Source organism: Halomonas sp. I5-271120 (genome assembly GCF_030553075.1).
Lineage (GTDB): Bacteria > Pseudomonadota > Gammaproteobacteria > Pseudomonadales > Halomonadaceae > Onishia > Onishia taeanensis_A.
In genome coordinates, this window is sequence record NZ_CP130701.1 from 232,319 (window position 1) to 246,357 (window position 14,039).

9 protein-coding genes and 1 pseudogene are annotated in these 14,039 nt (G+C 62.5%); 2 read left to right on the forward strand and 8 right to left on the reverse strand.

Annotated features, from left to right (window positions below; genetic code table 11):
- Positions 1-344 precede the first annotated feature (344 nt).
- Positions 345-2,195, forward strand: coding sequence for a sodium:proton antiporter (locus Q2K57_RS01045; protein ID WP_112054430.1), 1,851 nt, complete (start codon positions 345-347; stop codon positions 2,193-2,195).
- 121 nt (positions 2,196-2,316) lie between these two features.
- Here Q2K57_RS01045 and eat read toward each other — a convergent pair whose 3' ends face one another.
- The 3 genes from eat to Q2K57_RS01060 are packed head-to-tail and all read right to left on the reverse strand — an operon-like array spanning position 2,317 to position 6,044.
- On the reverse strand, positions 2,317-3,744 hold the full coding sequence (gene eat, locus Q2K57_RS01050) for an ethanolamine permease (RefSeq protein ID WP_304525930.1): 1,428 nt from the start codon (positions 3,742-3,744) through the stop codon (positions 2,317-2,319).
- Between the two features lie 57 nt (positions 3,745-3,801).
- A complete protein-coding gene (eutC, locus tag Q2K57_RS01055; RefSeq protein ID WP_304525931.1) occupies positions 3,802-4,635 on the reverse strand; it encodes an ethanolamine ammonia-lyase subunit EutC in 834 nt (277 codons plus the stop codon).
- The gene (locus Q2K57_RS01060; RefSeq protein WP_304525932.1) at positions 4,632-6,044 is read right to left on the reverse strand and encodes an ethanolamine ammonia-lyase subunit EutB; all 1,413 of its coding nucleotides are present in this window, start codon (positions 6,042-6,044) and stop codon (positions 4,632-4,634) included. The genes eutC and Q2K57_RS01060 overlap by 4 nt, the downstream gene beginning before the upstream one ends.
- Positions 6,045-6,850: 806 nt before the next feature.
- Between Q2K57_RS01060 and Q2K57_RS18320 the strand changes: the two genes are divergently transcribed.
- Positions 6,851-7,201 (forward strand): helix-turn-helix domain-containing protein, encoded by a 351-nt coding sequence (locus tag Q2K57_RS18320; RefSeq protein WP_369700284.1) that lies wholly within the window; start codon positions 6,851-6,853, stop codon positions 7,199-7,201.
- Between the two features lie 168 nt (positions 7,202-7,369).
- Here the strand turns inward: Q2K57_RS18320 and trpC are convergent, their stop codons facing one another.
- From trpC to Q2K57_RS01090, 5 genes and pseudogenes are all read right to left on the reverse strand, one after another.
- Positions 7,370-8,269, reverse strand: a complete 900-nt coding sequence (gene trpC / locus Q2K57_RS01070; RefSeq protein ID WP_304525933.1) for an indole-3-glycerol phosphate synthase TrpC — start codon at positions 8,267-8,269, stop codon at positions 7,370-7,372.
- A 57-nt stretch (positions 8,270-8,326) separates the two neighbouring features.
- Positions 8,327-9,346 carry an anthranilate phosphoribosyltransferase gene (trpD, locus tag Q2K57_RS01075; RefSeq protein WP_112054442.1) on the reverse strand — a complete coding sequence of 340 codons (1,020 nt, stop codon included), beginning with the start codon at positions 9,344-9,346 and terminating at the stop codon, positions 8,327-8,329.
- A gap of 44 nt (positions 9,347-9,390) precedes the next feature.
- A complete protein-coding gene (locus Q2K57_RS01080; protein ID WP_112054444.1) occupies positions 9,391-9,975 on the reverse strand; it encodes an aminodeoxychorismate/anthranilate synthase component II in 585 nt (194 codons plus the stop codon).
- Between the two features lie 282 nt (positions 9,976-10,257).
- Positions 10,258-12,576: pseudogene (locus Q2K57_RS01085) on the reverse strand (putative bifunctional diguanylate cyclase/phosphodiesterase).
- The gene (locus Q2K57_RS01090; RefSeq protein WP_304525934.1) at positions 12,566-14,038 is read right to left on the reverse strand and encodes an ATPase domain-containing protein; all 1,473 of its coding nucleotides are present in this window, start codon (positions 14,036-14,038) and stop codon (positions 12,566-12,568) included. The pseudogene Q2K57_RS01085 and the gene Q2K57_RS01090 overlap by 11 nt, the downstream one beginning before the upstream one ends.
- Position 14,039 lies beyond the last annotated feature (1 nt).

A 14,039-nucleotide genomic window follows, 5' to 3' on the forward strand; every position in this document is an offset into this window, starting at 1 on the left:
GCCACCCTGCCATGAAACGCGCCCGGCCGAACAAGGTCGGGTGCACAAGGCCGGGCAGGCGTTGGAAGTATCCAGGCTGATAGCGACTGGCAAACCTGCTCACCTGAATCCAAGCACTGCTCCGGCGTCCTCTAACCCTCTCACTCTTGTCCCCCTCCTTTTCCTTTCCTTGCTGGCCGCATTCATCGACACACGAGCCGCTTAATGCCGGGCGTCATGGCTGGCCACTGAGCGCGTCGACAGCCCCGGTGTCATCGGGAACACATCGACACCGTTTAGGGTTTGCATGTGGCCTGCTGCGAAGATAGGCTTCGCGGCTTTCTGACACTCACCGGAGCATCCTCATGGAGCATGCAGCCCTCCAACTGGCGGGAATCGGCCTGCTAGCCCTGATCTGCCAATGGGTCGCTTGGCAGCTGCGGCTGCCGGCCATCCTCACGCTGCTGGTCGCCGGCATCGCCGCGGGCCCCGTCACCGGCGTACTCGCCCCGGACGCTCTGCTCGGCGAGCTGCTGTTTCCGCTGGTTTCACTAGCGGTGGCGGTGATCCTCTTCGAGGGTGCTCTGACCCTGAGCTTTCGCGAACTGGGCGGCCACGGCCGCACCGTGCGACGGCTGGTGACCTGGGGCGTACTGATAACCGGGCTGATCGGCACCGGAGCCGCCTACCTGCTGCTGGATCTGTCCTGGCAGATGGCCAGCGTGCTCGGCGCGCTGCTGGTGGTCACCGGGCCCACCGTGGTGCTGCCGCTGCTGCAGACGCTGCGGGCCAAGGAGAACCTGACCCAGATTCTGCGCTGGGAAGGCATCCTGATCGATCCAGTGGGCGCTATCGGCGCGGTACTGGTCTACGAGTTCGTAGCGCTAGGGGGCTCGGTCAACGCCGGCAACGCCGCGGCGCATACGCTTATGCTGTTCGGCAAGACGGCACTGATCGGATTCGGGCTGGGCATCGCCGGTGGCTATCTGTGGGGCCTGGTGCTTCGCCACAACTGGCTGCCGCGCAAGCTTCACAGCTTCGGCACGCTGATGATGATGCTGACGCTGTACTCGATTTCCAACACCCTTTTCCACGAGTCGGGGCTGCTGACCGTCACCGTGATGGGCGTGTGGCTGGCCAACATGCGCGGCGTGCCGACCCAGCCGATCATCGAGTTCAAGGAAACCCTCTCGATCCTGCTGATCTCGGGGCTGTTCATCCTGCTCGCCGCACGCCTTACCACCGACCAGCTGTCGCTGCTGACCTGGCCGGCCTGGGCTTTCCTGGCCGTCCTGGTGGCGGTGGCACGCCCGCTGACGGTCTGGCTATGCACCCTGGGCAGTGGACTCGACTGGCGCGAGAAGACGCTACTGGCCTTCATCTCGCCTCGCGGTATCGTTGCCGCCGCCGTCGCCTCGCTGTTCTCGCTGCGCCTGACAAGCATGAACATGCCCGGCGCAGAGCTGCTGGTGCCGGTAACCTTCCTGGTGATCATCAGCACGGTGGTGATGCAGAGCCTGATGGCTCGTCCACTGGCCGGCCTGCTGAACCTGAGCCGTCCCACGCCGCGTGGTTTCCTGATCATTGGCGCCAACCCCGTGGCCCGGGCAGTAGCCGGTACGCTGCAGGAAAACGGCTTCAAGGTATTGCTCACCGACAACAGCTGGGATGCCGTCCAGGAGGCGCGGACCGTGGGGCTGCCGGTCTACTATGGCGATCCGCTTTCCGAGCATGCCGCCCAGCACCTGGAGCTGACCGGTATCGGCCACCTGCTGCCGCTGTCGCCCTATCGCGAACTCAACAACCTGGCGGCCCTGCACTTCGAGCCCCAGGTCGGCGAAGGCAAGGTCTACCGGCTGGCCGTCAAGGCCGGCAAGAAGCCACAGCCCCGCCACGACCAGGCGCTGGGCCACCTGCCGGTGGCCTTCGGCGAAGACGTGACCTTTGCCCGCCTGTCGAGCCTGATCGCCCGCGGCGCGGCCATCCAGTGCATGCCGATATCCACCACCATGAAGATCGAGGACTACCGCACCAGGCACCGGGATCGCCTGCTGCCGCTGTTTGCCTTCACCCCCGGTGGGCGCATCCGCATCGCCACCGCCGAGGAGAGCTTCGTGCCGCGCAGCGGTGAGACCCTGATCGGTCTAACCTACGCCGAAACCGGCAGCGAGGTCATGGAAGCACAGCGCACTGAGCGCCGTCGTCCCATCACGTGAAGGGCCGGCTCACGCGGCCTATTCCTCCCCGCCAAACGCAAAAGGGCTGCCAGATGGCAGCCCTTTTGCTTATTCATGATGCGCGCGATAGCGACACTTGCCGTCTTGATGGCAAGACAATCTAGCCGTTGGCGGTCGCTGTATCGGCAGCTTCCAGGCTGCTCTCGGCATCGGCTACCAGCGCAAATTCCTCGTCGGCGGTCTTCGCCACCAGCTTGTTCTTGCTGTAGAGGAAGTAGTAGGCCGCACCGAGCACGAACAGGATCAGGGTGTAGTTGAAGGCACGCGGGTCGAAGGCATAGACGCCGGACAGGGCCACCAATGACAGCACAAGGGCAACGCCCGAGGTGATGATGCCGCCGGGCGTCCTGTAAGGACGCGCCAGTTCCGGACGCTTCAGGCGCAGTAGGATATGGCTCAGCGCCATCAGCGCATAGGACAGGGTGGCCCCCACCACGGCCATGCCCAAGATCAGGTCGCCTTGGCCGCTCAGCGATACCAGGAAGCCGAACACACCCGGCACCACCAGCGCCCAGGTCGGCGCCTTGCGGCGGCTGGTCAGCGAGAGCATCTTGGGCAGATAGCCGGCCCGGGACAGAGCGAATACCAGACGGCTGTAGCCGTAGATGATCGAGAAGAAGGACGCAATCAGGCCGGCAAGCCCCAGCACATTGACCAGCGTGGCCAGGGTGGCATAGTCCGCGGCCTTGAGGGCATCCACCAGCGGCACGCCGCTGCTGCCGATCATACCGGCACCGGCGGCACCGGCCAGCAGCACCACCACCAGCAGTGCCGTCACCACCAGAAAGAGCATTGCGCCGATGATCCCCTTGGGCACATCGCGAGCAGGATTCTTGGCTTCCTCGGCGGCCAGCGGCACACCTTCAACGGCAAGGAACAGCCACATGCCGAAGGGCAGCGCGGCCCAGACGCCAGCCCAGCCGAAGGGCATAAAGGCATTGGCGCCGGCGGCATCGGTCGGGCTGATGTCGAACAGGCGGCTGGCATCGAACACACCGATCAGCGCAAGCGCCGTGGCGATGATGGCGAACACGGCAAGGCCGCTGATCACCATCATCACCTTCAGCGCCTCACCGACGCCGGCCAGGTGAATGCCGATAAAGACCGCATAGAAGAGCGCGTAGACCACGGGGCCATTAATGCCCAACAGTTCCTCGACCGCGGCGCCGATGAAAATCACGATCGCCGCCGGCGCCAGGGCATACTCGATCAGCACCGCAAGGCCGGTCAGATAGCCGCCCGCCGGCCCCATGGCCTGACGCGCGAAGCTGTAGCCGCCCCCGGCGGCAGGAATCGCCGCCGACATCTCGGCAAGCGACAGCACAAGGGCAAAGTACATCAGCCCCATCAGGGTGGCGGCGATGACGAAGCCGCCCCAGCCTGCCTCGGCGATGCCGAAGTTCCAGCCGGCAAAGTCGCCGGAGATCACGTAGGACACCCCTAGACCGGCCAGCAGAATCCAGCCGGCGGTGCCTTTCTTCAGCTGTCTTTTGGCCAGGTAATCCTGGTCAAGGCTCGAGTCGTTCATGGCAATACCTCTCATCATTGTTATTGGGGATAAAGCGGGTGACACATCAGGCCATCGTCAGGAAATCAGAAAGTTGCGAATGCCCTCCGCAGACTCGATGACATCATCCTGTGTCCGATCCTTGAGATTGACGCCGGACAGTCCCTTGGCCCGTGATTCACGCAGCAAGTAGAGAAGCCGCCGACTGGCATCGGCGAAGGAAAGCCCTGCCGGGCGTACGTTGGAAATGCAGTTGCGATAGGCATCGGTGAGTCCGACCGCCGGTCCCCAGGTCATGTAGAGCCCGAGGCTATCCGGCGAGCTAAGCCCGGGGCGCTCGCCGATCAGTACCAGCACCGCTCGGGCGTTGAGCAACTCGCCGACCTCATCACCAATCGCGACCCGCCCCTGCTCGACCACCGAGAGCGGCGCCAGCGACCATGCCTGGTCGTCATCGGCGAAGGTCTGGGTCAGCGCGTCCAGAAAGGGCGCCGCATTTTGCTGTACGGCAAGCGACGACAGACCGTCGACCACGGTAATGGCCAGGTCATAGGCAGTCTGCGGCGCGTCGTCCGCCGCACGAAGCCGCTGCAAAGACGCCTCATCGAGACGCCGGCCCCAGTCCGGGCGCTGCAGGTACGTCAAGCGGTCGGGAACACGACTGTGCAGGCGCTTTATCGGCAGACTCGCCTTGAGTCCGTCAAGCGCTTCGAGGTTTTGGCAAAGCGCTTCTACATCCAGCGGCAGATGCACGGCATCCTGGGCGCGAGCGTGAGCCAGCTGGAACTCCAGCGAGCGCGCGGTAGGCAGGCTAATGCCGGCACGGCCAAGGCCAATGCGCGCATCGGTGAACTGGCGGAGGTGATGCCAGGGGTTGTCCGTCACGCCGTGGTCGAGGGCTTTATCGGTCATTGATCGGCTCCTGCGGCGGGCAGGTTGGCAAGCGATCGGGCAAAGGAGTCCGGCAAGACAGCACTGGGAGAGTGCTTGGCGACGTCATCGAAGATCGCCATCTCGCTAAGCCAGCGCTCGAATTCCGGGGCCGGCGACAGATCCAGCGCCCGACGTGCATAGAGGGCATCGTGGAAGGATGTGGTCTGGTAGTTGAGCATGATGTCATCAGAGCCCGGGATGCCCATGATGAAGGTGCAGCCCGCCACTCCGAGCAGCGTGAGCAGGTTGTCCATGTCGTTCTGGTCTGCATCGGCGTGGTTGGTGTAGCAGATGTCACAGCCCATCGGCACGCCGAGCAACTTGCCGCAGAAATGATCCTCGAGTCCGGCGCGAATGATCTGCTTGCCATCGAACAGGTACTCCGGGCCGATGAAGCCGACCACGGTGTTGACCAGCAGCGGTTCGAAGTGGCGCGCTACCGCGTAGGCGCGCACCTCGCAGGTCTGCTGATCGAGCCCATGGTGGGCATTGGCCGACAACGCACTGCCCTGGCCGGTCTCGAAATACATGACGTTGTCACCTACGGTGCCGCGCTTGAGGCTTCTTGCCGCATCACGGGCCTCGGCGAGTACCCCGAGGTTAAACCCGAAGCTTTCGTTGGTGGCCTGGGTGCCGCCGATCGACTGGAACACCAGGTCCACCGGCGCCCCCTGCTCGATCGCCTCCAGGGTGTTGGTGACGTGGGTCAGCACACAGGACTGGGTCGGAATCTGGTACTTACGAATCACCTCATCCATCAGCTTCATCAGCTTGATGCTCTGGGCGACGTTATCGGTCGCCGGGTTGATGCCGATCACCGCATCACCGTTGCCGTAGAGCAGGCCATCGAGGATGCTGGCGGCAATGCCGGTCACATCATCGGTCGGATGGTTGGGCTGCAGGCGGGTCGACAATCTTCCGGGCAGGCCGATGGTATTGCGAAAGGCGGTGGTCACCCTGCACTTCTTGGCGACCAGAATCAGGTCCTGATTGCGCATCAGCTTGCTGACCGCCGCGGCCATCTCCGGCGTGATGCCGGCCTGAACGCGTGTCAGCATCTCGGGGGTGGCAAGATCGCTCAACAGCCAGTTGCGAAAGTCGCCAACGGTGAGATGGCTGATGGGAGCGAAGGCCTCTTTATCGTGAGTGTCGATGATCAGCCGCGTGATCTCATCTTCCTCATAGGGGATAAGGTGGTCTTCGAGGAAGGTGCGCAGCGGCAACTCCGCCAGCGCCATCTGCGCCACCACACGCTCTTCAGCGGAGTCAGCGATGACGCCTGCCAGGCGGTCACCGGAACGCGCCGGCGTGGCCTTAGCCATCACTTCGGCCAGGTTCTTGAAGCGATGGCATTGACTACCCAGCGTGTAATGATAGGCCTTGGCCATGATCGTCTCCCAGGGTGAACCCGTCCGCCGGCGACCGGAACAACCAGATCGCGGCCCCCGGCGGAATGAAACTTGCTTGTATAAAGAGTATCGACGACGCTTCAGCGAGCGTTATCGCTTTCCGGCAAAACGAAATATATCAATAGCAACAAGCAGTTATCTTATGGGAAGGGACAACATGCCCCATGAGGGGGAGTGAGATACCGTGTCGCTAGATCGCCAACCATCACAGAATGCACCATGGAGGTGCACTTGGGAGGCATGGGATGCCAACGAACACGCCCACAACCTCACCGACTGGTCGCAGGAGTATGATCAATTTAGCAGGGGCGCCTTCTACGGGCGTATCGACGAAGTCCGACTGAGCGAGATGCAGGTCTTCAAGGAGTACACCAGCAATGCTCTTGGCCAGCAGTGCAAGGTGTGGCCGGAATCGCTGTGGATCGGCATTCCCGTCGATGGCCAGAGCTGCCGCATCAACGGGCATCGGGTAGGGGCGCAGGAGGTGATGTGTCAGCCGGGCGGCCATGACTTCGAGCTGGTGACGCCGGATCGTTTCGGCATCTATGGCCTGGTGGTCAGCCGGCAATGGCTGACCCGGGCCGGCGCCGCCGATGACCTACTGGCGGCGGACCCCGAGCGCCTGATGCGCCTGCAGCTGCCCGACCATACCCGGCAGGCGGACCGGCTTTTTAATCGAGCGCCTGCTGGGCACGCAGCGCGAGCAGCTGTCGGTCAAGGTCCATCAGGACATCCTGAGCCTGGCGCTTGCCGAGATCCTGCGCGAGGAAACGCCCAATACCGAGATGCCGCCCAGCTATGGCCACCGCAAGCAGGTGGTGGATCGCATCAAGGCGCATCTGAACGCCTGCGAGGCGCCGCCGGTGGCCTTGAGCGAGCTGTGCGAGATCGCCCACGTCAGCCAGCGCACCCTGCAGTACAGCTTCACCAGCATTCTGGGTATCAGCCCCATTCAGTTCCTGCGCCTGACACGGCTCAACCGGGTCCGCCGTCGCCTGAGCGCACCGGATACCGGCACTACGGTCAGCCAGGTAGCCGCCGACTGGGGATTTTATCACCTGGGACAGTTCGCCCAGGACTATCGTCAGCTGTTCGGGGAAGCTCCCTCCGTGACGCTTTACCGCCATGCGGCCTGACGGCCGCCCTGCCCTAAACGCCCGCCGAGGGATAATTCATCGCTCACACAACGAGGCCCCGGCGTTGGCTCACCGGGGCCCGATCTCTGCTGCGTGTGGAAGCTGCCTACCTGAACGCTAGATGCACTCTGAACAGGTGCCATGAAGCGTGAAGCGCCACTGGCCCGCTCAGTAGAACATCGCCTCCAGCGCCGCGCCGGGGTCACCCACGCGCATAAAGGCCTCACCGACAAGAAAACCATGCACGCCACGCTCGCGCATCCGCGCCACGTCCTCGCGGCCATGGATACCCGACTCGGTGATTACCGTCACGCCCTTAGGTATCCGTTCGAGCAGCTCGAAGGTAGTCTCGAGACGGGTCTCGAAGGTGTGCAGGTCGCGGTTGTTGATGCCGACCAGAGTCAGATCCAGCGCCAGCGCCCGCACCAACTCCTTGGCATCGTGCACTTCCACCAGCACATCCATGCCCAGCGCCACGGCCTGGTCATGCAGCGCCTTGAGGCGGGCGTCATCCAGAGCGGCAACGATCAGCAGGATGCAGTCGGCGCCGATGGCCCGGGCCTCGACGACCTGGTAGCCATGGGTGATGAAGTCCTTGCGGATCACCGGCAGCCCACAGGCATCCTGCGCTTCGATCAGGTAATCCTCGTGGCCCTGGAAGAAGTCGGCATCGGTGAGCACCGACAGGCAGGCCGCCCCACCACGCTCGTAGGCGCGGGCGATGTCGGCGGGGCGAAAGTCCTCACGCATGACGCCCTTCGAGGGCGAAGCTTTCTTGACCTCGGCGATCACCGCCGGATCACCGGCAGCGATGCGCGCTTCCAACGCGGCGACGAAGCCCCGCGGCGGCGCCTGGCGAGCGGCGAGATCGTGAAGTTCGTCCTCGCTGACCGCCTGGCGGCGCTCGGCGACTTCCTCGTCCTTGCGCGCCAGGATGCGGGCCAGAATAGTCGGCAGGCGATCTTTAGACGAACGGCCTTGAGACTGAGCGCCTTGAGACGAAGAGCCTGGAGAGTGGGTGCCTGGAGAGTGAGTGCCTTGAGAATGCGTATCTTGCGCTTGAGTCATGTCAGACGTTCCTAGTTTCCAAAGGCCATATTCAAGAGCCGTGCCCAGAGGCCGCAGTCAGACTGCAAAGACTCGGGTGAAATCGGCAAGCTCCTTGAGCTTCTCCGCGGGCAGCTTCGAGGCCTGAGAGTCCTGGGCCATCAGGACGCCTTCCTTGAGGGTATCGGCAACACCCGAGGCATACAGAGCGGCACCAGCATTCAGGGCGACGATATCCGCCGCCGGTCCCTCGCCAACCAGCGACTGCTTGACCAGCGCAAGGCTCTCTTCCGCGGTCGACACCTTGAGGGCGCTAAGCGACTGACGCTCGATGCCGAAGTCCTCGGGGGCGATCGTGTACTGGGTGATCTCGCCATCCTTGAGCTCAGCCACATGGGTCGGCGCCGCAAGCGAGATCTCGTCGAGCCCGTCTTCGGCGTGGACCACCAGCACGTGTTCGCTGCCCAGCCGCCTGAGCACCTCGGCCATCAGCGGCAGCAGCTTCGCCGAATAGACGCCCAGCAGCTGATTCGGCGCACTGGCCGGGTTGGTCAGCGGCCCCAGGATATTGAACAGGGTACGCACGCCCATCTCGCGGCGCGGCCCCACCGCATAGCGCATCGCGGTGTGGTGGTGGGGGGCAAACATGAAGCCGACCCCGACCTGGTCGATACAGCGCGCCACCTGATCGGCGGCCAGGTCGAGATTGATCCCGGCGACGCTGAACAGATCGGCACTGCCCGACGAGGAAGACACGCCTCGGTTGCCGTGCTTGGCGACATGGGCTCCCGCCGCCGCGACCACAAAGCTCGAGGCCGTCGAGATGTTGAACAGGTTGGCACCGTCACCGCCGGTGCCAACGATATCGACGACATTTTCGCCATGCACCGTTACCGGAATCATCAGCTCACGCATCACCTGGGCGGCGGCGCTGATCTCTTCGGCGGTCTCGCCTTTCACGGAAAGCCCCACCAGGAAACCGCCGATCTGAGCGTCGGTGGCTTCGCCGGTCATGATGGCATGCATCACGCTGTGGGTCTGTTCATAGCTCAGGCTCTGGCCGCGCATCACGGCGTCGATCGCCTCTCGCATCTGCATCTTGTCTCTCCTTGCGATCCATGTCGTGGTGTGGCGATCAACGTTCAACCACGTTGCAGAAAGGTGGCCAGCAACTCGTGGCCCTGACGGGTGAGAATCGATTCGGGGTGGAACTGCACCCCTTCGATATCCAGTGTCTTGTGCCGCAGGCCCATGATCAGCCCCGGGGTGACATCGTCGTCATCCACCCAGGCGGTGACCTCGAGGCAGTCCGGCACACTGTCCGCGTCCACCACCAGCGAATGATAGCGGGTCACCTCCAGCGGGTTCTCAAGGCCAGTGAACACGCCGGTATTCAGGTGACGCACCTTGGAGGTCTTGCCATGCATCACCTGGGGGGCGCGCACCACCTCGCCGCCGAATACCTGACCGATGGCCTGGTGACCGAGGCAAACGCCGAGGATCGGCACGCGCCCGGCGAAATGGCGAATCACCTCAAGCGAAATACCGGCTTCACTGGGCGTGCAGGGCCCCGGTGAAATCACGATATGGCTCGGCGCCATGGCCTCGATCTCTTCGATCGTGATGGCGTCGTTGCGGTGGGTATCGACTTTCGCCCCCAGCTCGGCGAGATACTGCACCACGTTGTAGGTAAAGCTATCGTAGTTATCGATCATCAGCACGGACATGGCTATAAGATCCTGTTTCTACTCGTCGTCAGTGTGGCTATCAGCCTTCGGTACCCAGATGCTTACTCGGGATGAATCAAGTGCTCATATCCGCCATGCAGGGAACCAGCAGACACAAAAATGCCGCCCTGACGGCGGCATTTTCTCCAAAACGTCAGCGCGCCGCCCCCTGTTTAGGACTGCCACCACTGCTGGTTCGGATGTGTGTGATCTGGTGTTTTCATAGGGCAATAGTGCTGGGCAGGCGTCGCCCCTGTCAAGGCGCAACACGGGCGTGACGCCTCACGAGAGGCATGGAGCCGGCATCCCCTGCCGGACTAGGTCGGGAATCTCCTCGGCCGGGCGTGCGGCACTCAACAAGAACCCCTGCCCAAAATGGCAGCCGATATCGCCAAGCTGCTTATGCTGTGCCTCGGTTTCGATCCCTTCCGCCACCGTTTTCAACGACAGGTGCCGCCCAAGCTCTGTGATCGCGCTGACAATGCGTCCGCCAGCGCCCTCTTCTTCCAAGCGGTCAATAAACATCTTGTCGATCTTGAGGGTATCCAACGGCATCGACTGCAAGCGAGCCAATGATGAATATCCCTGGCCGAAGTCATCCAATGAAAGGTGGAATCCTGCCTCGCTTAACCAGTGCATCGCCTCGGACACTTCATTTGGCGCGTGCATCAGGGTGTCTTCGGTCAGCTCCAGCGACCACCAGCCTGGATCCGTGCCTTCCCCCGTCACCATGTCGCGAATATGCATCGCCGCTTTTTTGCCCTGCAACTAGCTAACCGACAGATTGACCCCCATCCAGATATCGACGCCGTCTCGGCGCCAGGCGGCTATCTGCCGCGCCGCCGTCACCAGGACCCAGTCTCCAATGGCGTCGATCAACCCAAGCTCTTCGGCCAGCGGGATAAAGGTACCCGGAGAGACCATCTGTCCGTCCGACTTTTTCCACCGGATCAGCGCTTCGACCCCCACGATGTTTCCACCGTCGATCTTCCAGATCGGCTGGTAGTGGAGGAGGAACTGGTGGGCCTCGAGCGCATGATAGAGCTCAGCCTCCAGAGTCAAACGTTTCTGACGTTCACTTCCCAGATCATCGGAGTAGAACACCAGCGGCAACCCGGACGACTTGGCCTGGTACATCGCCATGTCGGCCTGCTCGACCACGGTCTCGACCTCGGAACCAAAGTAGGGAAACAGACTGACGCCGATGCTCGCACCGAGGTGATGCCGGTAGCCCTGAATATCGAACGGCTGTTTCAGAGCTTCATGAATTCTGACGGCCAAGGCCTCGGCGCCTCGGCAAAGACGCTCGATGCCGTCATCTTCTTCAAGCGATGGCTGACGCGGCTCATCGACCATGACGACAATGAACTCATCGCCTCCCTGCCGGCCCACCAGGTCACCCTGTCGAAGAGTATGCTGGATGCGTTGGGCTACATGCTTGAGCACTTCATCGCCTGCCGCATGGCCGAGCGCATCGTTGATCAGCTTGAAATCATTGAGATCGATGAACAGCACTGCCGCGATGCGATCATGCCCATCGTCGGCCGCGACCCGTTTCAAGCGGTGCAGGAGAGAGCGCCGGTTTGGCAATGAGGTCAGAGTGTCGTTGTAGGCGAGGCGCCGTATTTCCCGCCCCTGGCGTTCACGCTCACGTCGCATCCGCAGCTTGTCCAACCCGAAGGCGAGGTTGTCTGACAAGCGCTCGAGAAGCTCATTCTCCTCACCTTCAAAGTCGCCCCAGTCCCGGGAGTACACGACCAGAATGCCACTCGGAGTTGACTGGGTTCGCAGCGGCAATAAGATGGCACTTCTCAACCCCCAGGCTTCAATCTGCGGCCACCAGGCCGCCATGCGGTGATCCGACATCAAGTCCGGGACGACTTGAGTGCGACCCCTCGAGAGTGCCGTACCAACGACGGTACTGCCTTGTGGGCTGTCCTCCCAGCGCACCTCTAGGTTGTCGGCATAGCCAGTCGCCGGGCCCGACACCTCGGAAATGGTGATGGTCGAGGTCCCTTCTTGAGCGAACCCCACCCAAGCCAGCTCATACCCCTCGGACTGAGTGATCATCCGACACACGGCGCTGACCAGACCGTCCTCATCCGATTCCCGCAGCATCACCTCGTTGCATGCATGCAGCGTCTTCAAGGCGCGACTCACCCCGGCGAGGGCCTGGCGAGTGAGGTCATGCTCTCGAGACTGATGGTGCGACAAGTCTCGCAGGCGCAGTAGATTTCGGATCCGGGCGCGAATTTCCGGACCTGTCGTCGGCAGGCGCAGCACGTCTTCCACGGCTTGCCCAAGCTCTTGCTTGAGCGCGCCGGGCGAGACGCGCTGCCCTGGTGCCAGCAAGAGAACCGGCAATACCACCGGGTGGGCATCGGCACGTAATTGGGCGACATGCTTGCGCTGATGCCGAAGTGTCGAGGGGTCGAGGATGAGAAGGTCCGCTGCGCCGCTGAAAGGCCTTCCATGCTCGAGTCCGACGGACTCCAGATCTTCATCCCCGCCGAGAGTCTGGATCAGAAGATTACAATCCGCATTGGATTGAAGGGCGATCTCGACTCGCCAAGGCTGGCCTTGCGGTGCGCTATCCACCATTATCCGCCGATCCTCGGAAAGCCCTGCCGGAGCCCATCTCAGGGTCGCCCCGCAGGATGCCGCGCAGGCCGGTCAAGGGCTTACCTACCTTCAGCCCACCCGCAGTGATATCGAATTCACGAAGCGTCTTCTCGAAGTCACCCGTGCGCTTCTTCAACATGCCGATGGTCTTGCGGATCTCGCCATCGAGTTCGATATAGCGCAATATCAGCACGGCGTCGGCCAGGTAGCTGATGCCGAGTTCGCTAACTCTCATTTCTCCGCCGGCAATCGAGCCAACCTCGTTGACGAGCAGCACGGTCACTCCCATATTGCCCAAGTAGCGGCAAAGCGCGTGGGCGTGGGATACCACGTCTTCGCCGCGCACTGACTGCCGATACCCCGAGAGGCTATCGATCATGACCATCGTGGCCCCCCGTTCCTCTACTTCACGGCGGACACGCCAGGCGAATTCATCCGGTGTATAGCGCAGTGGCTCGACCGACTCCACCGCGAGTGAATCGTCATGCATCATCTCACCCAGCGGTATGCCGACATGCTCACAGCGATGCCGGATCGTCGCGAGGCTTTCCTCGAAGCTGAAGATGACCGAACGCTCTCCGCGGCTCGCCGCCTCACGCATGAACTGGGCACCGAGCGACGTCTTGCCCACCCCAGTCGGGCCAGAGATGATCGTGACCGTGCCTCGCCCGATGCCACCTCCGGAGAGAGTATCCAGTTCGGCCACTCCAGAAGGAATCGACTCGGCAACGAAGGGCTGGCCGTGTTCTCCCGGCACCAGGCGCTCAAAGACACTCATGCCTTGATCGTTCAAGCGAATGGTATGCCGGCCTTCGGCGAAGCCGGAACCGCGAAACTTCACGACAGACAGCGATCGACCCGACTCCGTGCGGTCAAGCTGCAGAATGCCATCGCCGAGATACTGCAGGTCCTCGTCGGCCTCCGAACCGCGTTCCGAGGTAAAAAGCAGGGTCGAGCCGGCATTCGTCAGGTATTCAAGCAGCGCCATCACCTGCTTGCGGAACTGGAAGGTATCGGGCACCAGGTGACGGAACTGGCTGAGCGCATCGATGAAGACGCGCGCCGGAGGCCCTTCCGGAAATGCCTCTTCGATACGCGAGCGGATGTCGGGTGGCTCCGCTTCCCAAGGTTCGAGCAGGGTATAGGTCGATTGCCCACGGGTTTGCGCGGTGGGCGAGAGATCAATGGTCACTACCCCCTCGAGCGCCATGCCAATGCTCGCCGCATCATTGCGAATATTGCGGTCTGCCTCGCCGAGACTGACCAGCAATGCCCGTTCGCCTTCCGGCTTGGCGGAAAGAAAATGCAGGCCCAGCGTCGTCTTGCCCGTACCGGGGCCACCTGACACCAGGTATGACCGGCCAGGCAGGAAGCCTCCGTGAAGAATTTTCTCCAGTCCCGGAACATCTGTCGTGATGCGTGGCGACGGATTGCTTTTCATG